The sequence below is a fragment of the Burkholderia sp. AU15512 genome (genome assembly GCF_002223325.1).
In the GTDB taxonomy this organism is placed as follows: Bacteria; Pseudomonadota; Gammaproteobacteria; order Burkholderiales; family Burkholderiaceae; genus Burkholderia.
This window is the reverse complement of the sequence record NZ_NKEX01000008.1, coordinates 1000911-1023586: the sequence shown is the minus strand read 5'-3', so window position 1 is coordinate 1023586 and position 22676 is coordinate 1000911. Positions and strand designations below refer to the sequence as shown.

The 22676-nt window shown below is 72.3% G+C and carries 7 protein-coding genes; 6 read left to right on the top strand and 1 reads right to left on the bottom strand.

Annotated features, from left to right (window positions below; genetic code table 11):
• Positions 1-39: 39 nt before the first annotated feature.
• Positions 40-840 carry a thioesterase II family protein gene (locus CFB43_RS36565; RefSeq protein WP_089498905.1) on the bottom strand — a complete coding sequence of 267 codons (801 nt, stop codon included), beginning with the start codon at positions 838-840 and terminating at the stop codon, positions 40-42.
• A 330-nt stretch (positions 841-1170) separates the two neighbouring features.
• Between CFB43_RS36565 and CFB43_RS36560 the strand changes: the two genes are divergently transcribed.
• The 6 genes from CFB43_RS36560 (at position 1171) to CFB43_RS36535 (ending at position 22676) form a co-directional block, all read left to right on the top strand.
• Positions 1171-1380 (top strand): MbtH family protein, encoded by a 210-nt coding sequence (locus CFB43_RS36560; RefSeq protein WP_089476361.1) that lies wholly within the window; start codon positions 1171-1173, stop codon positions 1378-1380.
• 126 nt (positions 1381-1506) lie between these two features.
• Positions 1507-2934 (top strand): MBL fold metallo-hydrolase, encoded by a 1428-nt coding sequence (locus CFB43_RS36555; protein ID WP_089498904.1) that lies wholly within the window; start codon positions 1507-1509, stop codon positions 2932-2934.
• A 28-nt stretch (positions 2935-2962) separates the two neighbouring features.
• A complete protein-coding gene (locus tag CFB43_RS36550; protein WP_089476359.1) occupies positions 2963-3853 on the top strand; it encodes a cupin-like domain-containing protein in 891 nt (296 codons plus the stop codon).
• Positions 3854-3923: 70 nt separating this feature from the next.
• The gene (locus CFB43_RS36545) at positions 3924-5333 is read left to right on the top strand and encodes a hypothetical protein (protein WP_089498903.1); all 1410 of its coding nucleotides are present in this window, start codon (positions 3924-3926) and stop codon (positions 5331-5333) included.
• A gap of 79 nt (positions 5334-5412) precedes the next feature.
• On the top strand, positions 5413-8685 hold the full coding sequence (locus tag CFB43_RS36540) for a non-ribosomal peptide synthetase (protein ID WP_089498902.1): 3273 nt from the start codon (positions 5413-5415) through the stop codon (positions 8683-8685).
• Positions 8685-22676 (top strand): hybrid non-ribosomal peptide synthetase/type I polyketide synthase, encoded by a 13992-nt coding sequence (locus CFB43_RS36535; RefSeq protein WP_089498901.1) that lies wholly within the window; start codon positions 8685-8687, stop codon positions 22674-22676. The genes CFB43_RS36540 and CFB43_RS36535 overlap by 1 nt, the downstream gene beginning before the upstream one ends.

Here is a 22676-nt window from a genome sequence, read left to right as displayed (position 1 = left end):
GCGCCAGCGCGACTGCCGGCATCACCGCACGCGTCGACGTCAGCGGCACGGGCCGGCCGACGCCTCGGCGGTGTCGCATCGCACCGCATCGGCCAGCGCCTCGCCGATCGCGTGCTGAACGACGGCGGGGTTTTCCAACAGATAGAAGTGCCCGCCGTCGAACGCGCGGAAGGTGACCGTGTGCCGTGATGCGCGCAACCAGTCGCGCTGCCCGGCGGGGCTCAGCAACGTGTCGTCGCGGCCCGAGAAGACCGTGACGGGGCAGGGCAGCGCCGTTGCGGACGGCAGCGGGAAGCACGCCTCGATCACGCGGAAATCCGCCTTGGCCAGCTTCAGCAGCATTGCCCGGAGCGCGTCGTGCTCGGCCACTTCGCGCGGCGTGCCGCCGAGCGACACGACATAGTCGACGATGTCCGCGTCGTTGCGCCGGTGCACCGGCGCGCCATCAAGCGGCACGTGGCGATGCGGGTAGAACGGCGCGTCCGTGCCGGACGCACCGAGCCAGACGGGCGGATGCCCCAGTTGCGCCATGTCGCGCGCGAAACAGTACGCGATCAGCGCCCCCATGCTGTGGCCGAACACCGCGTAGTCGCGCGGCAGCAGCGGCCGGAGGGCCCGCAGGAAGTCGATCAGTTCGGATAACGTATCGATCGCACGCGTGCCCAGGCTTTTGCCGCGACCGGGCAGTTCGATCAGCCAGACCTCGATATCGTCCGGGAAGGACGCCGCCCACCGGTAGTAATTGGCCGCCGCGCCGCACGCGTGATGGAACACCAGCAGCCGGTGCCGGGCCGTCGGGCGCTCGCGCGGGATGGTGAGGGTACTGGGTAGCAAGGCCATGCGTCGGGACTCCGCTTTAAAAACGCACCATACAAAATATTCAAACAATTAAGCCGATTATCGATTTAATCGAAAGGGCAGATTGTTTGTCATCAATTCACATATTTATAAACAATGGGCGGGATTATTGGCCGGCGCCGCTTATGATTTACTTTGTTTTTATTCAATAGAAATGTAATTGTTTTCGGATGGCTTATGGTAAAGTCTGCTCGCTTCGATTTCAAAGTGCTTGCATCGTTGCCTGGCATGGCTGGGCATGCTGTTTTTATAGAAATATCGAATCATGTTATGCGTGTGACACGCTTGATCGATTATTGAAACGAGAGAGACATGGAAGCCGAAATGCCGAACCACGACACCATTTTCAAGGTGGTCGTCAATCACGAGGAACAATACGCGATCTGGCCGGACGACAAGCTCGTGCCGGACGGCTGGCGGGCGGCGGGCCCGTCGGGAACCCGGGACGCCTGTCTCGAATGGATCAACGCCAACTGGACCGACATGCGGCCATTGAGCGTCCGGGTCGCGCTGTCGGCCTGACGGTCGATGCGTCGCGCCACGCACGGCGCAATAAAAGATAAAGGAGCGATGCAGCCTCTCGCGGCCCGGTGACGGGGCGTGGGCGCATGCAGCGTTTCGCCGAGAGAATCCGAGGGTAAACACACCATGTCTGTCGATGATCGCCTGGGGGTCTTCCTCAATACAGGCATTCTGGCTTCGCGCGCGCATGACCTGGGCCGGCTGATCGAGCAGCAGGACGCGCTCATGCAGCAATTCATGGCAGCGAAATTCGAGCCGGCCGCCTGCGCCGCGCTGTTGCGCGACGCGATTGCGCGCTATCCGTTCCTGGAGGAGCTGTTCGATCCGGATTCGGTGGCGGCCGGCGGCTGCATCGCGAGCCGCGCGCTGCTCTACGATCTGCATCAGCAGCGCGACCGCTGGACGCTCGCGCTCGCGCCGCGGCACGGCGAGCCGATCGTGCTCGACACTGCCGCCGGCGACGTGCCGCAACTCGCGAACGCGCTGCGCGACGCGCTGCAGCGCAACCACTGGCAGCCGCTGTCCGCGCTGTACGCCGATCCCCGCCTGCTCGGCTGCGAACGGCCCGAGGGCGACGCGGCGCTGGCGTGGCCGGCGTTCGACGGCCCGGGCATCCAGCGGCTCGAACACGCGTCGCTGCTGATCGCCTCCGACACCACCCGCCTGTTGACCGACCCGATCAGCCTCGCGATCGGTGGCAACGTCGGCCTGCCCGATCTCGATCGCGCGCCGTCCAACCTGGGCCTGCGGATCGACGGCATGCTCGTCACGCATGGCCATCTCGACCACTGGCATGTCCCGACGATCCTGCGGCACGGCGGCGACGGTTCGGTGCCCGTCATCGTGCCGCGCATCCCGGTCGCATCGCTGCTGGCGCAGGACGACATGCAGCAGTCGCTGCGTGACGTCGGGCAGACGGTGCTCGCGCCCGGCTGGGGCGAGACGGTGCGGATCGGCGACATCGAGATCGACATCCTGCCGTTCTACGGCGAGCAGCCGACCATCGGCGCGGCCGTGCCGCCGCACGACGTGCGCAACTGGGGCAATTGCTACCGGGTCACGACGCCGCAGTTCTCGGTGATCCTGCTTGTCGACAGCGGCGAGGATGCGAAGGGCTCGGTGATGGACGTGATCGACCAGTCGGTCGCCCGTCGCGGCCGGCCCGACCTGGTCCTGAGCTGCTGCCGCGAACTGCGCAAGGCGCCGTTCTGGCAGGGCCTGTTCACGTTCTGGATGGTGCTGCCGATGACCGAGCTGCAACGCCTGCCGCGCATCGCGGAGGCGGGCGACGGCCCGTCCATCACGCTCGGCCCGGACGGCATCGGCGAGCTCTGCGCACGCGCCGGCGCGCGCGCGTTCGCGCCGTATGCGAACGGGTTCTGCGGCATCGCCACCGAGATCGGCGACATCGGCTGGATCAACGGCGAGCCTGCGGAAGCCGACACGCTTGACCAGATCGACGCGCGCATCGGCGCACTCGGCGGCGCCACCCGCGTGATTCGCTGGCTGCCCGGAGACGTGCTGCGTCACCACGGCGACTGGCAGGTGTCCTGATTTTCTTCCCGTCGACAGGAGCCCCACGATGACTGGCAGCAAGATTGTGCCGATGCCGCGGATTCGCTATGACGGCAGCCGCAGCATGCGCGACGTTCTGGCCGGACTGAAGCATCCGGCCGTGCTGGAAGGCTTCATCGAAGCCTGGCCCGCGCGCACGCGCTGGACGCCGGATTTCTTCGTCGAGCGCTACGGCGAGCACGAGATCACGGTGGAGACCTCGCAGCTGTCGCCGACGCCGACGCAGCCGGACCTGTACCTGGGCGCGCGCCGCTACGAGACCGCACGCCTGGGCGCAACGATCCGGGCGATGCAGGCGCAGGGCAGCGCCCGCACGGCGTACATCACCTACGCGGCGATCTATTCGACGGCGCCGGCGTTGAAGGACGACATCGCGCCGCTGCACGAGCAGCACGGCTTTCCCGGCTGGATGCCGCACTGGCTGCGGCGCAGGCTGGTGTTGCGGCCGGGCTTCTGGCTCGGCCCCGCCGGGATCTCGTCGCCGATGCATTTCGACCGGCACGAGAACCTGAACGTGCAGGTGTACGGCCGCAAGCGCTGGGTGCTGTTCGCGCCCGGGCAGTCCGCCAACGTGTATTACCGGCAGCGCCGCGACCTGCCGGTGATCTTCAGCCCGGTGGACATGAGCGATCCAGACCCGGTGCGGTTTCCGCGCGTGCAGTCGGCGCCGCGCCACGACTTCGTGCTGGAGGCGGGCGAGGTGCTGTACCTGCCGCCCGGCTGGTGGCACTACGTGGAATCGCTGAGCGATTCGATCAACGTGAATTACTGGTGGTGGTCGCCCCGCGCCGTGCGGACCTTCTGCCGGGTCGAGCTCGCGAGCCTGTGGCAGGCGCTCGCGCGCCGGTGGGGCCGCGCGGCTGGCACGGCCGGCAAGCCGATGTCGATGCCGCGCTGACGCGCCGGCGCCACGCCGTTCGTTCTATCGGGCCGCCGCGCCGGCGGCCGTGTCTCTCCAGGAAGCCATGATGCAGAACGAGTTTGATTTCACCGTCATCGATGCGCTGTACGCGACCGGCTATCACGGGCCGCGCGCGCTCGACAAACCGGAGTTCTACTGGCGCTCGATGCTGGGCTCGATGGTCGCGTATCGCGACAGCTTCTTTCGCCCGCTCGGCGAGGAGATCGCGCCGGCCGACGCGCGCGACGGCATCGAGATCGAAGCCGCGCGCTGCGAGTACGAGGGCAGCCGGTTTCATCACGCGCTGCCGATGAACATCTCGTCGCTGCGGCAGTTCGCGAACCACTGGCACCTGGTGCTGCCGACCATCTCGACGCTGCGCGACGGGTATTGCCGCCTGCGCGGCCACGACGGCGCGGTGTCGATGCTCGACCTGTGGTTCATCAGCAAGCTGTGCCAGCTGCTGCCCGCGTACCTGATCCGCCGGCGCGAGCAGCCGGCCGACCCGGATGCCATTCCGGTCGTGCCGTCGATCATCTACCGGATCTCGCTCGGCATGCACCGGATCGTGCATATCTCGCTGATCAAGCGGATGGCGTCGGGCGGCGATCCGGCCGCGCCGTGTCTCGCCAGCGACGCGTATTACCTGGTCGCCGAGGCGGCGGGCCTGCTCGTCGGCCGCAACTCGGTGTGCGCGGGGCCGCAGACGATGGTCGAGCAGGCCTATCGCGCGATGATCGAGCCGGCGCCGCTGGCGGGCGCCGAAGCGAGCGCGGCCGAGCCGGGCTTCTACCGCTACGCGGCGGCGTTCCTGAAGCTCGAAGCCGAAAAATACCTGTTCGCGGTGCGCGCGGCGCAGCAGTTGCGCGCGCTGATCGTCGCGCTCGACGCGGTGCCCGGGCACGCGCGCACGCACGCGTTCCGCGACGCGCTGGCGCGCTTCGAGGACTGGTCCACCGAACACACGAGCCCGCTCGCGCACGAAATCGCCCGCGAGGATCTGGCGATGCTGCTGCAGGGCGACGAGGCCGAGATCGCGCGTGCGCGGCAATGGCCGGCGGGGACGGTGCTGCGCCAGATGACGGCCGGGCTGAACCAGCTCGTCGCCGCGGCGGACCGGATATGCGTGGCCACGCTCGGCGCGCACGGGCCGGCGCTGCTGGCGGAGATCGACGCGATGCGCGATGCGCCGCGCGACGCTGGCGCATGGTCGGCCGACGCGTTCGCGGCGCACGGGCTCGACGCGGCGGCGGCGCGGGCGACGGCGGACGCGCTCAATACGTACCTGCACGACGAGCGCGCCGCGCAGCGGATCTTCACACGGCTCCAGCAGGAGGTGGATCGCACGCTCGGCATCGACGACGCCATCGCGCCGTACTCGGCCGACGACATCGCCGCCGTGTTCGGGCCGCGGCTGCGCCACTGCATCGCCGAACACTTCGCGGCACCGGACGTCGCGGGCCACGCGGTCCGTTGACGCGCGGCGCGCCGGGCGCGACCCGCCGCGCCGTCCTTCGTGTCCTTCACGTCCTTCATGCATCCAGACAGGGGCTACCATGCGTACCACTTCGCTTTCAGCCTATCAGTACCGCTTCTGGCTCGAGTGGCAGCTCAATCCGCACTCGTCGGCCTACACGACCGCGCTCGTCTACCGCCTGTCGGGTCCGCTGGATCGCGACGCGCTGCGGCGCGCGCTGGATGCGTTCGTCCACGAGCATGACGAAGGATGCCGCAGCACGTTCCGGATGGGCGATGCCGGCGTGGTGCGGGACGTGCACGACCGCATGACGGTCGCGCTCGACTACCGCGACGCGCGGGCGGCGCCGGCGCTGGACGCCGCCGAGGCCGACGCATGGATCGCCGCGCGCGCGGCGCACGTGTTCGCGCTCGACGACGCGCCGCTGTTTCGCTTCGCGCTGTTGCGCGAGGAGACCGACGTGCACCGGCTCGTGCTCAGCTTTCCGCACATCATCTCCGATGCGTTTTCGGCGGTGTACATCAACCAGCAGCTGACGGCGCTGTACAACCACGCGCTCGGCGTGGGCCCGGCGCCCGCCCGCACGTTGCGCGGTCTCGGCGAGCAGCTCGCGTTCGAAGCCGCGTACCGCGCGTCGCCGCGCTACGACGACGACCTCGCCTATTGGCTCGGCGCGCTGGCGCACGCGCCGCTCGGGCTCGAGTTCGAGGCGGCGGCAGCGGCATCGGCATCGGCAGCGGCATCGGCCGCTCCGGGCGAGGGGCGCATCCACCGGCTGCGCTTCGACGCGGACATCACGCGCCGGCTGCGCGCGCGTGCCCGCGCGAGCCGCTCGACGCCGTTTCTCGTGCTGTCGAGCCTGTTCGCGATCGCGCTGGCCCGCTGGCAGGACGTGCGCGAGCTGGTCGTGACCTATCCCGTCAACATGCGCTCGCCGGGTTTTCGCGATGCGAGCGGATGCTTCGTGAACAACCTGCCGATGATCTTTTCGCTGCGGCAGGGCGACACGTTCATCGACATCGTCGCGCGCACCACCGCCCAGCGTGCGGAGGCCAAGTGCCATCAGCAGCTGTCGCTGACCGACCTCGTCACGGCGCTGCGGCGCACGCGCTCGCTGGCCGATGCGCCCGTCTTCAACGTCGGCGTGACGGAAGCGTTCTTCGTGCAGGACGCCCCGCTCGCCTTCCACGGCGTGCAAGCGGAATTGCTGCCGGCGGTCGCCGCCGAGCGGCCGTTCGACCTGAACTTCGCGTATCAGCTGACGCCCGACGGCCTGCACGTGAATCTCGAATACGACACGGGCCGCGTGCCGGCGGCGCGGATCGGCGAGTTCGCCGCGTCCTTCGGCCGGCTGCTGCGCGCGTACCTGGACGACGATGCGCAGCCCGCGCTCGCGGTCGACCTGCTGGCGCCGGAGCAGCGCGCGCGGCTCGCGTGTTACTGGCACGGGCCCGCGCGCCCGCTCGACGCGACGGACTGGCCGGCCCGCTTCGCCGCGCAGTGCGCCGCGACGCCGGATGCGCCGGCCGTCCAGTTCGGCGCGGAGCAGCTGACCTATCGCGAACTGGATGCGCTGTCGGCCCGGCTTGCGGGTTTTCTCGCGGCGCGCGGCGTGACGCCGGGGGCCCTCGTCGGGCTGTGCTGCGAGCGCTCGACGGAAATGGTGCTGGCGATCGTCGCGGTGCTGCGCGCGGGCGCGGCCTACGTGCCGCTCGATCCCGCCGCGCCGCCGGAGCGGCTGCGGCGCATCGTCGACGATGCCGGGCTCGCGCTGCTGCTCACGCAGCGGCACCTGCTGGCGCGCCTGCCTGCCGGGCCGGCCGCGCGGCAGGCGCTGGACGACCGGGCGGCGTGGCTCGCCGCCGAGCCGCTGCCGGCGCGGCGCCTGCACCCGGACGGGATCGCTTACGTGATCTACACGTCCGGCTCCACCGGCGCGCCGAAGGGCGTCGCCAACACGCATCGCGCGCTGGTCAACCGGCTCGACTGGCACGGCTCGCTGCTCGCCGACGCCGCGCCGGTGCGCGTGCTGCAGAAGACGCCGTACTTTTTCGACGTGTCGGTCTGGGAATTCCTGTGGACGCTGCAGAGCGGGCATGCGCTGGTGATCGCGCCGCCGGAGCTGCACAAGGACCCGGCCGGGCTGGCGGCGCTGCTGCGCCACGCGCGCATCGCGGTCGCGCACTTCGTGCCGTCGATGCTGAACGCGTTCCTGGACGCGGTGCCCGGGCAGCGCTTCCCGGATCTCGCGCTGGTCGTCTGCAGCGGCGAGGCGCTGCTCGCCGAGCAGGCCGAGCGCTTCCACCGGCTGCTGCCGGGCGTGCGGCTCGCCAACCTGTACGGGCCGACCGAGGCGGCGATCGACGTGAGCGTGTGGCATTGCGCGCCGGGCGAGGCCCACGCGCGCGCCGGCGTGCCGATCGGCCGGCCGATCGACAACGTGTCGCTGTACGTGCTGGACGCGGGCCTCGAGCCCTGCGCGCCCGGCCGCGCGGGCGAGCTGTACATCGGCGGCGCGGGGCTCGCGCAAGGGTATGTCGGCCGCCCGGATCTCACCGCGGCGAGCTTCGTGCCCGATCCGTACGCGGGCCGTGCGGGCGCGCGCATGTACCGCACCGGCGACATCGCGATGTTCGGCGAGCACGGTGAACTGCATTACCTCGGCCGGCGCGACGAGCAGGTCAAGCTCAACGGCAACCGGATCGAACTGCGCGAGATCGAGGCGTGCCTGCTGGCGCTGCCGGGCATCGCGCAGTGCGCGGTGGTGCCGGTGCGGGTGCACGGGCGCGTGCGGCTGCTGCATGCGTTCGTCGAGCCGGCCGCGGGGTGGGACAGCTGGCCGGTGGACGCGCTGCACACGGAGCTGGCCGCGCGGCTGCCCGAATCGATGCGTCCGGCGCGCATCGACGTGGTGGAGCGCATCGCGCTGCTGCCGGCCGGCAAGATCGACCGCAAGCGCCTGGCCCAGCTCGCCGACGCGGCGCTCGAGACGCGCGCGCGCGGCGCCGAGGTGCGCGCCAAGACACCGTTCCAGGCCGAGGTCGCCGCCGAGTGGTCGGCCGTGCTCGACGTCGCCGACATCGGGCCGGACGATCACTTCTTCATGCTCGGCGGCAGCTCCGTGCAGGCGATCCAGCTGATCGCGCGTCTGAATGGGCGCTACGGGCTGCTGCTGTCGCCGCCGCTGCTGTTCGGCGCACCGCAGCTCGACCGGTTCAGCGCCCAGGTGCTGGTCGCGCTCGGCCAGAAGGCCCAGCGGGAGGACCGCCTCGACGCGCTGCTCGATCGCCTCGCGCCGGACGACATGGACGAACTACTCACACTGTTTTCATCGTCGGGAGAGCTGGTTTGATGTCGCATAACGATTCCACCGAAAACAAGCGTCGCCAATTGCTCGAAGCGTTCGGCAGGCAGCGTGGCGCGGGCAGCCGCGACGCGATTACCCGCCAGGCGCGGCCGGCGGACCTGCCCGCGTCGGCGGAACAGGTGCGGATGTGGGTGCAGATGGCGATCAGCGGCGGCGCTGGCCATTTCCACGTGCCGCACGTGCTGGAGATCGCGGGCACGCTCGACGAAGCGGCGTTGCGGGCGGCGCTGTGCGACGTGGTCGCGCGGCACGAGGCGCTGCGCACGACGTTCGACGCGCGCGACGGCGGCTTGTACCAGCGTGTGCACCCCGAGCTCGATCCGGCGCTGCCCGTCCATCATCATGCGGCGGGCGCGACCGACGCGGACATCGCCCGCGCGATCACCGCCGAAATCGCGCAGCCGTTCGACCTGGCGCACGGGCCGCTGCTGCGCGTGTCGCTGCATCGTGTCGGCGACGCCCGGCAGATTCTCGTGCTGACCGCCCATCACCTGATCGTCGACGGGTGGTCGCTGGAACTGATGCTGGCCGACTGGTGGCGCGCCTACGCGGCGCGGCTGGCGGGCCGCGAGCTCGAGCCGCCGGCCGACGACGAGCCGCACTATGCGGACTATGCGCTGTGGCAGCAGGCGCGCGGCGCCGCGGACAGCGCGCCGAGCCTCGCCTACTGGCAGGGCCGGCTGGCCGGCGCGACGACGCTCGAATTGCCGTTCGCGCTGCCGCGCCCGCCGCGGCGCGCGCACGACGGCGAACTGGTGTTCTTCACGATTCCCGCCGCCGTGCGCGCGCGGGCCGAGGCGCTGGCGCGCCGGCAGGGCGGCACGCTGTTCACCGTGATGCTGGCCGCATGGCGGTGCCTGCTCGGCGACTACGCCGGCCAGGACGACTTCTGCATCGGCACGACCGCGTCGAACCGCGTGCATCCGGGCAGCGAGCGCATCGTCGGCTTCTTCGCGAACCTGCTCGCGTTGCGCACCGCGCGGCAAGGCTGCGCCACGTTCGCCGCGCTGGTCGAGCGCGAGCGCGACACCGTCGCCGACGCGCTGCGGCATCAGGCGGTGTCGTTCGACCAGGTGGTCGAGCAGGTCGGCGTCGCGCGCGATGCCGCGCGCAGCCCGCTGTTCCAGGTCAACTTCGTGCTGCAGGACACGAAAGGCGCGGTGCCCGGCGCCGCCGAGCCGGCGACGCCGGCCGGGATGCCGGCGATGACGGTGCGCGACGACCTGTACCGCTACGCGCAGTTCGACCTGACGCTGTTCGCCGAGCTGACGTCCGACGGCGTGCGCTGCTGCACGGTGTTCCGCACCGATCTGTTCGAGGCCGCCGATATCGAGCGGCTGTCGCGCACCTACGCGCAGTACCTCGACGCGCTGACCGCGCAGCCGGACGCGCCGTTCGGCACGCTCGCGCGCGGCGACGCGGCCACGCTCGACGCGCTGCGCGGCTGGCAGAGCCGGCCGCTCGGCCAGCCGCTGCCCGACTCGATCGGCGCGGTGATCGACGCGCTCGCGCGGCAGCATCCGGGCCGCACGGCGATCCGCCACGGCGACGCGACGCTCGACTACCACGCACTGAACATCCGCGCGAACCGGCTGGCGGATCACTTGCGCGATCTCGGCGTGTCGCCGGGCTCGACCGTCGGCCTGTGCCTCGAGCCGGGCGCGGAGCTGATCGTCGCGATGCTGGCGGTGCTCAACGCGGGCTGCGCGTATGTGCCGCTCGACAGCCGCTATCCGGCGGAGCGGCTGCGATTCCTGATCGACGACAGCCAGGCGAGCGTGATCGTCACGCGCGAGGACGTGGTGGCGCGCACCGATGCGCTGCGCGACGGCTATCTGAACCTGATCGTCCTCGAGGACCACGACGACGAGATCGCCGCGCGCGACGGCGCGTTCGTCGCGAGCGGGCTGCCGGCGCAGATGCCGGCGTACCTGATGTACACGTCGGGCACCACCGATCGTCCGAAGGGCGTCATCGTGCCGCAACAGGCGATCCTGCGGCTCGCCTACCGGCCGGCCTATCTCGACGTGACGCCGGACGACGTGTTCCTCCAGTTCGCGCCGACGGCATTCGACGCGTCGACGTTCGAGATCTGGACCGCGCTCCTGAACGGCGCGTCGCTCGTCGTGCCGGTCGGGCGCGACGCGTCGCTCGACCAGCTCGGGCCGTTGCTGGTCGACGCGGGCGTGACGATTCTGTGGCTGACGAGCGGCCTGTTCGCGGCGATGGTCGATCACGCGCCGGACGCGCTGCGGCAGCTGCGCTACCTCGTCTGCGGCGGCGACGTGCTGTCGCTGCCGCACGTGGCGCGCGCCCGCGCGCTGCTGGAACACGGCCAGGTGGTCAACGGCTACGGGCCGACCGAGACCACGACCTTCGCCACCGCGTACCCGGTGCGCGGCGCGCTGGCGGCCGGGCGCACGGTGCCGATCGGCATGCCGATCCAGGGCACGTCGGTGTATGTGCTCGACGACGACCTGAATCCGCTGCCGGCCGGCGCGGCGGGTGACCTCTACATCGCGGGGCCCGGCGTCGCGCACGGCTACGCGAACCGGCCGGACCTGACCGCGGCCGCGTTCGTGCCCGATCCGCATGGCGGCGAGCCGGGCGCCCGCATGTACCGCAGCGGCGACGTCGGCTACTGGGCGCATGACGGCGCGCTGCATTACCTCGGCCGGCGCGACCGGCAGGTGAAGCTGCGCGGCTACCGGATCGAGCCGGCGGAAATCGAGGCGGCGCTGGCCGCGTGCCGCGGCGTGCAAGCCGCCGTCGTGACGGTCGATGCGACGCCGCAGGGCGACAAGCAGCTCGTCGCGTACTGGACCGCAAGCCCGGGCACGGGCGCGGACGTGCCGGACGAAGCCGGCCTGCGCGCGCAGCTGCGGGCGTCGCTGCCGGATCATCTGGTGCCGGCGCGCTTCCACGCGGTGCCGCACATTCCGCTGACGGCGAACGGCAAGGTGGACCGGGCCGCGCTCGCGCGGCTCACGCCGGCCGAAGCGCCCGTCGACGCGGCGCCCGAGACGCTGACGGACACGCAGCGCGTGCTGCGCACGCTGTGGGAAGACGTGCTCGGCCGCAGCGGGTTCGGCCTCGACGACGGCTTCTTCGATCTCGGCGGCGATTCGCTGCTGGCGATCCGGCTGAAGGCGCAGGCGCAGCGCCACGGGCTCGAATTCGAGATCCAGGACCTGTTCGTCCACCAGAGCGTGCGGACGCTGGGCGAGCACATCGAGCGCCAGCGCGGCGCGGGGGCGGGCGCCGTTGCAGTTGCGCCGGCCGAGGCCGCCGTGGCCCGGGCGCCGCTGACGAGCGAAGCGGACCGCGCGCGGCTGCCGGCCGGCGTCGTCGACGCGTATCCGCTCAGCCGCCTGCAACTGGGGATGCTCTATCACGGCCTGCGCCACGCGCGTTCGAGCGTGTACCACGACGTGATCGGCTACGAGCTCGCGTATGCGTACGACGAAGCGTGCCTTGCCCATGCGCTCGACCGGCTGTCGGCCCGCCATCCGGCGTTGCGCACCGCGCTGCGGATGGAGGGGTTCAGCGTGCCGCTGCAGCTCGTGTTCGACACGGCGCGCATTCCGCTGACGGTCACCGACCTGACCGCGCTCGACGCGGCGGCGCAGGCCGCCCGGATCACCGCGTTCATGGACGGCGAGCGGTTCGCCGCGTTCGACATCGCCGCCGCGCCGCTGTTTCGCTGCTTCGTGTTCAAGCTGGCGGCGCAGCGCTTCAAGCTGGTGTGGAGCTTCCATCACGCGATACTCGACGGCTGGAGCGAGGCCGCGCTGACCGCCGAATTCATCCGGCTCTACACGGCGGGCCTGACGGGCCCGCGGAATCCGCGGGACGACGAGCCGGTGCAGGCCGGTTACCGGGATTTCATCGAACTGGAACAGGCCGCGCTCGCCGATCCGGCCCAGCGCGATTTCTGGCGCGGCCAGCTCGACGGCGCGCAGGCGCTGTCGCTGCGCCGCGCGCCGCTGCCAGGCGACGCGGCGGACGAACGGGTGGATTACCTGGAGGTCGAGGTCTCCGCCGAGCTGGAGGCGGCGCTGCGCGCGCTCGCGCGCGACGCGAACGTGCCGCTCAAGAGCGTGCTGCTCGCTGCCCACCTGCGCGCGCTGCAGGCGCTGAGCGGGCGGGGCGACGTGCTGACGTCGATGGTGACGCACGTGCGGCCCGAGACCGAGCATGCGGCGCGTGCGGTCGGGCTGTTCCTGAATTCGGTGCCGGTGCGCGCGGCGCTCGACGGCGCGGCATCGCCCGTCGCGCAGGTGCGGCAGGTGTTCGAGATCGAGTCGGGCATTTTCCGGCACCGCTTCTATCCGTCGCAGCAGATCCGGCAGGACAACGGCGGGATCGAGCTGGGTGAGGTGCTGTTCAATTTCACGAGCTTCCACGTGCTGCGCGAGCTGGACGACGCGGACGTGCGGATGCTCGCGGGCCGCGACGGCCATGCGGTCAACAGCTTTCCGGTGCAGGTCGATTTTTCCGTCTCCGCGAGCGACCAGCGGCTGCGTTGCATCGTCGGCTACCGGGCCGACAGCCTGCGGCGCGCCGACGCGGAAGACATCGCGCACGCGCAGCACGAAGCGCTGCGGCGGCTTGCCGGCGCACCCGCCGCAGCGTGGTTGCTGCCTGCCACGCTCGCGCGGCTCGACGACTGGGCGGCGCCGAAGCCGGGGCGGCCGGCCGGCGCGAGCGTCGGCGAGCGCCTCGCCGCGTGCGCGGCCGCCGCGCCGGACGCCGTCGCGCTGATCGACGACGCGGGCGAAACGACCTATGCGGCGCTGCTCGAGCAGTGCGACCGGCACGCCGCTGCGCTCGTCGCGCTGGGCGTGCGGCAGGGCGACGTCGTGGCGGTGTGCGCGGGCCGCACGGCGGCGACGCTGCGGACCGTGCTCGCGCTGTTCCGGATCGGCGCCGTGTATCTGCCGCTCGATCCCGCGTTGCCGGAAGCGCGCCATCGCTTCATGGTGGATGACGCGCGTCCGGCGGCGATCGTCGGCGATGCCGCCGCGCCCGCCTGCCTGCGCGCGTGCGGCGCGCGCTTCGTCGAGCAGGCGGCGCTGGCGGAAGCGGGCCCGGCCGCGTTGGCCGCCGCGCCGCGCGTCAGCCCCGGCGACCCGGCCTATATCCTTTATACGTCCGGCTCGACCGGGACGCCGAAGGGCGTGCTGTGCCGCCAGGAGGGCATACTCGCGCTGTTCGACGCGCTCGCCCGCACGTATCCGCTGGCCGCGGGCGACCGCGTGCTGTGGAAGACCGCGCAATCGTTCGACGTTTCGCTCACCGAAATGCTGTGGCCGTTGATGAAGGGCGCGGCGATCGTGATTGCGCGGCCGGACGGCCAGTACGATCCGCGCTACCTGCAGCGCGCGATCGAGCAGCATCGCGTGACGGTAGTCAATTTCGTGCCGTCGATGCTGCACCTGTTCCTGCAGTCGCTCGACGCCGGCGCGGCGAGCCCGCTGCGCGCGGTGTTCGCCGCCGGCGAGCCGCTGCTGCCGGCGACCGTCGAGCTGGCGGCGCGCGTGCTGCCGCATGCGCCGCTGTTCAACGCCTACGGCCCGACCGAGGCCAGCATCTACGCAACCGTATGGCGCTGCGCGAGCGGCCCCGTGTTGATCGGCCGCGCGGTGGGCGACGTCGGCACGCATATCCTCGCGCCCGATCTCGCACGGCTGCCGATCGGCGTGACCGGCGAGCTTTACCTGTCCGGGCGCGCGCTGGCGTCGGGCTACCTGAACCGGCCCGAGCTGAGCGCGGAGCGCTTCGTGCCGAATCCGTACGCGACCGGCGATGCGGATCGCGTGCTGTATCGCACCGGCGACCTGGCCCGCTTCGATCGGCACGGCGACCTCGAATTCGTGGGCCGCGACGATCAGCAGGTCAAGGTGCGCGGCTTCCGCATCGAGACGGGCGAAGTCGAATCGGTACTGGGCCGCCATCCGGGGGTCGCCAAGGTCGCGGTGCTCGCGCGTTCGGGGAGCGCGGGCGCCGTGCTCTGCGCGTTCGTGCAGGCGGCGGGCGCGCTGCCGGACGGCGCGCTGAAGGCGCATGCGCAACAGGCGCTGCCGCCGTACATGGTGCCCGACCGGATCGTCGTGCTCGACGCGATGCCGATGACCGGCAGCGGCAAGATCGATCGTCTCCGGCTGGCCGACTGGCCGCTCGACGCGGCGGGCGCCACCGATTCCGCCGGCCCCGCACCCCGCACGCCCGGCGATGCCGAGGGCGCGGTCGCGGCGATCTGGCGCGACGTGCTCGGCCTCGCCGAGATCGATCCGGACACCAACTTCTTCGACGCCGGCGGCCACTCGCTCGCGTTGATCCAGTGCCAGGCGCGGCTGCGTCGCGAATTCGGCCGCGATGTCGACATCGATCACCTGTTCCGCTACACGACGATTCGCGCGCTGGCCGGCTGGCTGTCCGCGTCCGGCGCGTCGTCGGCCGATGCGGATGCCGACGGCGCGGCCGCAGCCGCGAGCGCATCGCCCGTCGACAGCCGCGACGTCGCGATCATCGGGATGAGCGCGGCCGTGTCGGGCGCGGACGACGTCGAGCAGTTCTGGCGCATGCTGCTCGCGGGCGAGGACGGCATCACCCGGCTCGACGACGCGCGGCTGCGCGCGCTCGGCGTGCCGGACGACCTGCTCGGCAATCCGCGCTTCGTCGCCGCGCGCGGGTTGATTCGTGATCCGGACTGTTTCGACGCCGCGTTCTTCGGCTATACGCCGCGCGAAGCCGAGATCATGGATCCGCAGCAGCGCAAGCTGATGGAGGAAAGCTACCGCGCGCTCGAGGACGCCGGTTATGCCGGGCCCGGGCTCGCGCGCGACGTGGGCGTCTACGTCGGCGTGGGCGCGAGCCAGTACCTCGCGAACCACGTGCTCGGCAACCGCGACGCGGTCGACGCGCTCGGCTTGTACCAGATCAACGTGCTGAACCAGCCCGCGACGCAGATCGCCTACCGGCTGAACCTCACCGGCCCCGCGGTCACGCTGAACACCGCATGCTCGACGTCGCTGGTCGCGCTGCACATGGCCGCGCGCGCGGTCGCGCAGGGCGACTGCGAACTCGCGCTCGCGGGCGCGGCGTCGATCGGCGTCGACGGCGTGCCGGGCTACCTGCACCGCACCGGCGGGATCTTTTCCGCGGACGGCTATTGCCGCGCGTTCGACGCGGCCGCGAGCGGCACCGTCGAGGGCAGCGGCGCGGGTGCGGTGGTGCTGAAGCGGCTCGATCGTGCGCGCCGCGACGGCGATCACGTGTATGCGGTCGTCAAGGGCTCCGCGATCAACAACGACGGCCACGACAAGGCCGGCTACACCGCGCCGAGCCCTGCGGGCCAGGCACGGGTGATCCGCGCCGCGCTGGCGGATGCGGGCGTGGACGCCGCATCGGTCGGCTATGTCGAGACGCACGGCACCGGCACGCTGCTCGGCGATCCGATCGAAATGGCCGCGCTGAAGGCGACCTACGGCCAGCACCCGGCCCGCGCCCCGCGCCTGCTCGGCGCGGTCAAGACGAGCGTCGGGCACCTGGACAGCGCGGCGGGGCTCGCGGGCGTGATCAAGGCGGCGCTCGCGCTCGAACGCGGCACGGTGCCGGGCACGCTGCACTTCGACACGCCCAACCCGCTGCTCGAACTCGACGACGCGGCCTTCCGCCTCACGGCGGAAGCGGCCGACTGGCCGGACGGCGGCACGCCGCGCCGCGCGGCCGTCAGCTCGTTCGGCATCGGCGGGACCAATGCGCACGTGATCCTGGAAGCCGCGCCGCCCGAGGCGGATGCGCCGACGGCCGCCGCCGCGCATTGCCTGCGGCTGTCCGCCGCCACGCCGGACGGGCTGCGGCGCGCGGCGGACCGCCTAGCCGCCGCGTGGCGCCGCCACCCTGAATGGGCGCTGGCCGACGTCGCGCATACGCTGCAGGCCGCCCGACAGGACCACGCGTGCCGTGCGTTCGTGGTCGCCGAGTCGCGCGACACGGCGCTCGACGCGCTGGCCGCGGGCGGGTGGCCGGCCACCGGCGACGCGCCGCCCGCGCGCCCGGTGATTTTCCTGTTCACCGGGCAGGGCGCGCAGGCCGCCGGGATGGCGCGCGACCTGCATCGCGAGCACCCGGTGTTCCGCGCCGCGCTCGACGACGTGTGCGGGCGGTTCGCGGGGGCGGCCGGGCTGGCGCTCGAACCGTACCTGCTGGGCGACGCGAGCACCACCGATACGGCGCTGGTCCAGCCGCTGCTGTTCGCGTACGAGTACGCGCTGTATCAGGCGTGGGCGGCGCTGGGGGTGACGCCGGACTACCTGATCGGCCACAGCCTCGGCGAACTGGTCGCCGCGTGCTGCGCGGGCGTGTTCTCGCTCGACGACGCGGTCGGCCTCGTGGCGGCGCGCGCGGCGGCGATGCAGGCGCAGCCGGCCGGCGCGATGCTGTCGGTATCGATCGCGGAGGACGAACTGGCCGCGCAGCTGCCGCCGACGCTCGCCGTCGCGGCGGTCAACGGGCCGCTGCAGTGCGTGGTGTCCGGCCCGGTGGACGCGGTTGACGCGTTCGCGGCGCACCTGCACGACGCGGGGGTCGCGCATGCGCCGCTCGCGTCGTCGCATGCGTTCCATTCGCCGATGATGGCCGACGCGGCCGCGCGCGTGCACGCGCATGCCGCGACGATGACGCTGCGCGCGCCGCGCATCCCGATGATCTCCAACCTCGACGGCACGCTGCTGGATGCGCAGCGCGCCACCGATCCCGCGTACTGGGCCGCGCACGTGCTCGGCACCGTGCGTTTTTCGGCGGGTGTGCGGACGCTGGCGGCGCTGGGCGACGCGCTGTGGGTCGAGATCGGCCCGCGCGACGTGCTGGCGGCGCTGGTGCGCGCGCATCGCTGCGCGCCGGCCGACGCGGTGCTGGCAAGCTTCACGGAGCGCGCGCCGCGCACGATGGCGACCTTGCTCGCCGGCTACGGCCGGCTGTGGGCGAAGGGCGCGCGGCTGACGCGCCGCGACGCGTACGCGGGCGAGCGCCGCAAGCGGCTGCCGTTGCCGGGCTATCCGTTCGAGCGCACGCGCCACTGGCTGCCGGCCCAGCAGGGCGGCCCCATCGAGCGCGCGCAGCCGCAGGCGCCGGCCGTTGCACCGGTTGCTGCACCGGTTGCGGTCGACACCCCGCGCGCCGCAGCGGTCGAAACCGACGACGTGCGGCATGCGCTGACGCGCATCTGGACGGAATGCCTCGGCCATGAGCGGATCACGCCGACCGACGACTTCTTCGCGCTGGGCGGCGATTCGCTGCTGGCCGGGCGCGTGCTCGCGCGGATTCACGAGCGACTGAATGCGGAGCTGACGCTCGAGGCGTTCTTCAGTGCGCCGACGATCGACGGGCTGGCCTGCGCGATTCGCATGCAGGCGGCACCCGCGCAGCCCGCCGAGCGGGCGGCAACGACGCCGGCTGGCCGGCCGGCCGCCGGGCCGCGCCGCGCGCCGATGTCGTTCCAGCAGCGCCGGCTGTGGACGCTCGAACGGCTCGGCATGGGCGGTTCGGTCTTCCACCTGCCGCAATGCCTACATCTGCACGGCGACGTCGACCGCGCCGCGCTGCACGCGGCGCTCGACGGGCTGGTCGCGCGCCATCCGGTGCTGCGTACGTCGTTCCACGAGGGGCCGGACGGCGGCGGCGAGCAGCACGTGCACGCCGACGCGGCGGTCGCGCTGTCGATCCATGCGTACACCGGCGACACGGACGACACGGACGACGCGCTGCGCGCGTTCATCGCGCAGCATCGCGACGCGCTGCGGGCGGAGCCGTTCGATCTCGCGCGGCCGCCGCTGTTCCGCGCGCGGCTACTCGAACTCGGGCCGCGCCGAGCGTGCCTGTTGATGTCGTTCCATCACATCGTCGTCGATGGCTGGTCGTTCCGGCTGATCGCGCAGGATCTCGCGTCGCTGTACGGCGCGGCGAGCCAGGGGCGCGCGCCGGAGGCCGCGCCGCCCGCGTGGGACTACGCGGACTACAGCGAGGAGCAGGCGGCGCGGTTCGCCGCCGGGCACGACGCGGCGCACGAGGCGTTCTGGGCGCACCTGGACGGCGCGCCGGTGCTCGACCTCGGCGGCGACCGACGCCGCGCGCGCACGCCCGGGCGCCTCGCGCACAGCGGCCGCGTCGCGGTGGACGCCGGGCGCGCCGCACAGGTCGACGCGCTGGCGCGGCGCTTGCGGACGACGCCGTACGTCGTGTTCCTGTCCGCGTTCCTGCTGATGCTGTCGCGGCGCACGGGGCAGCGCGACCTGGTGGTCGGCTCGCCGGTCGCCAACCGCGCGTCGAGCCGCACCGAAGAGCTCGTCGGCTTTTTCGTCAACCTGCTCGCATTGCGCGTGGCGTTCCCGGCGGCCAGCAGCACGCGCGCATGGATCGAACGGGTGCGCGACTGCGTGATGGCCGCGCACGCGCATCAGGACTATCCGTTCGAAAAGCTGGTCGAGCGTTTCGCCGGCCCGCGCGACGCGTCGCTGACGCCGCTGTTCCAGGTGGTGTTCTCGATGCAGGAGGCGCCGGTTCGCCATGTGCGGATCGGTGCGCTGGACGTCGCGTTCGAGGACACGCCGGAAACGGAAACCGAATACGACCTGACGATGAACCTGCATCGCGACGGCGCAGGCTACGGCGGCGTGCTGCTGACACGCGACGGCGTGCTGGAGCGAGGCGAGGCGGACGAGGTGGTCGAACAGTTCCACGCGGCGCTGGACCTGCTGCTGACGCTGCCGGACGATGCGCCGCTGGGCGACGCGGGCGTGCTGTCGGCCGCGCAGCGGCAGGCATGGCAGGCGGCGTCCGGCACCGCCGGCGCGCCTGCGCGGGCGGCGTCCGACCTCGTGTCGCTGCTGTCGGGCACGCTGACGGCCGGCAACGCCGCGCCCGCGGTCGCCACCGCGCACGAGACGCTCAGCTACGGGGCGCTGCGGGCCCGGGTGGACCGGGTCGCGGGCGCGCTGCTCGCGCACGGCGTGCGCACCGGCGACCGCGTCGCGCTGTGCTTGCCGACGGGGCTCGACGCACTGGTGGCGCTGCTCGGCGTGCTGCGCGCCGGGGCGACCTACCTGCCGCTCGATCCCGCCGCGCCGGCCGCACGTCAGCACGCGATCCTGTCGCAGGCGGCGCCGGTGCTGCTCGTGCACGACGCCACGGCGCCGGCGCCGGCATGGCCCGGATGCGCGGCGATCGCGTTCGCCGCGCTGGGCGACGCGCCCGCCGGCGCGCTGCCCGCGTGCATCGATCCGCAGCAGGCCGCCTATACGCTGTTCACGTCCGGTTCGACCGGCGTGCCGAAGGGCGTCGACGTCAGTCATCGGGCCGTCGCGCACAAGATCCAGGCGCTGTGCGCCGCGTATCGGATGACCGCCGACGATCGCGTCGTGCAGTTCTCGTCGCTCGTGTTCGACGTGTCGATCGAGGAGATTTTCACGACGCTGTCCGCCGGCGCCTGCCTGCTGTTGCTCGATCGCGCGGCATGGCCGACGCTCGGTGCGTTCAGCGACCTGCTCGATGCGGGGCGCGCGACCGTGCTCAACCTGCCCGCGTCGTTCTGGCGCGAATGGGTGCGTGCGATCCGGCTCGGCGAGGCCGCGCTGCCGGCGCGGCTGCGCCTGGTCGTGACGGGCAGCGAGACGGTGCCGCTCGCGGCGGTGCAGGCATGGCGCGCCGTGACGGGCGGCCGCGTGGCGCTGATGAACGCGTACGGGCTGACGGAAAGCGTGATCACGTCCGTCGTGCACGACGTGCCGGCCGCCGCGCGCCCGGACGAACGCGACGTGCCGATCGGCGCGCCGCTGCCGGGCACCACCGCCTATGTGCTCGACGCGCACCTGCAACCGGTGCCGCCGCTGTGCCGCGGCGAGCTCTACCTGGGCGGCAGTGCGCTCGCGAGCGGCTATCCGGGCCGGCCCGGGCAGACGGCCGCCGCCTTCCTGCCCGATCCGTTCGCCGGCCAGCCGGGCGCGCGCATGTATCGCACCGGCGACCTCGTGCGTCGCGACGCGGACGGCGCGCTGGTCTACCTCGGCCGCAGCGATCGCCAGATCAAGGTGCGCGGGATTCGCGTCGACCTGGCCGAGGTGGAGGCGCTGCTGCTCGACCAGGACGGCGTGCGCGAGGCGGCGGTGCGGCTGTCGAGCGGGCCCGATGCGCCGGCGCTGCGCGTGGAGGCGTTCATCGTCGTGGGTCCCGACGCGTCGGATGCGCCGGCCACGCCACGCGATGCGGCGCGCGCGCGGCTGCGTGCGTTGCGCCGCGTGGCGCCGGCGCACCTGGTGCCGCATGCGCTGGCCATCGTGCCGTCGCTGCCCAAGACGTCCGGTGACAAGATCGACCGCCAGTGGGTGTCGACGGCGGTGCTGCCCGACGAAGCCGCGGACGGCGACGAAGCGCCGCCGCTGCGCGCGCTGCTGGCGGTGCTGCGCGACGTGCTGCGGCTGGACCGGATCGGCCGGGACGACAACTACTTCGGGCTCGGCGGCGACTCCATCCTGGTGTTGCGCGCCGTCGCGCAACTGAACCGGGCGGGCTGGACGGTCGATCCTCAGGACTTCTTCTCGACCTCGACCCTCGCGGATCTGGCCGATTGCCTGCGACCGCTGGCGGTGCGGCCGGAGGCGGACGACGCGTCCGGGTTCCCGTTGACGCCGTATCAGCGGCGCGTGTTGCAGCGCCCGCACGCGCACCACTGGAACCGCTCGCTGCTCGTTCAGGCGGCACAGCCGCTCGACGCCGACGCGCTGCGGGCCGCGTTCCGCTCGCTGCTCGACGCGCACCCGGGGCTGCGCTGCGTATTCGATGCCCACGCGCTGGCGGGCCGCATCGCGCCGGCGGACGCGGACGCCGTGCAGCGCTGCTTCAGCAGCCACGACCTCGGCACGGCGGACGACGCGGCCCGCTTCATCGCCGCGCACGGCGCGACGCTGCAGCAGGGCTTCGATCTCGCGCACGGGCCGCTGGTGTGGATCGCGCACTACCGGTGCGGCGCGGCCGGCGACCGGCTGCTGCTCGTCGTGCACGGGCTGGTGGCGGACAGCCATGGCTGGGCGGTGCTGCTGGACGACCTGGCCCACGCATATGCGGCGCATGCGAACGGCCGGACGCCGGCACTGGCCGCGCCGACGCTCGCGTACCCGGCCTATCTGCGTGCGCTGGACGCGCGCATTGCCGCCGCGTACTTCGCGTCGATGGCGGCCAACGTCGCGCTGCCGCGGGATCGGCACGCGGCACCCGGCGACAACGCGGAGGCCAGCCAGCAGGTCGTGCGCGACCGGCTGACGGGCGACGCGGCGCGACGGATGCTCACCGTCGTGCCGCAGCGCCTGCGCGTGAAAGCCGCCACCGTCGCCATCGCGGCGGCCGCGCGCGCGCTGACCGAGTGGGCGGGCGGCGCGGTGGTCGCCGATCTCGGCCGGCACGGCCGCGACTGGCTCGACGACGGGCCGGCGGTCGAGCGCGCGCTCGGCTGCTTCGTCTGCGACGTGCCGCTGCTGTTGCCGCAGCACGCCGGCGCGCCGGGCGTCGCCGCGCTGCGCGCGTGGGAGGCGGCGCTCGCCGCGCTGCCGCCGGCGGCGCTGGGCGGCGCGGACGTGCCGCCGCCCGCCGGCGTCGATGCCGACGCGTGGCGGCGCTGCGTGCAGCCGCAGGTCAGCGTCGATTTCGTCTCGGCGGCCGCCGCGCGCCCTTCCGCGTGGTTCTCCGCCGCGCCCGAGGCGGTGGGCGCGGACCGCGCGGCGACCGACCAACGTTCGCACCTGCTGAACCTCGTCTGCGTCGCGGGCGACGGCGAACTCGCATTCGAGTGCCGTTACAGCGACACCGTGCACACGCGCGCCACCGCCGAACGGTTGCTGCGCCGGTGGCGCGAGCACATGGAGGCTGCGCTCGCGCTCGTCGCCGACGCCGCCGTTCCCGTAGTCGAACACGATCATTCCTGA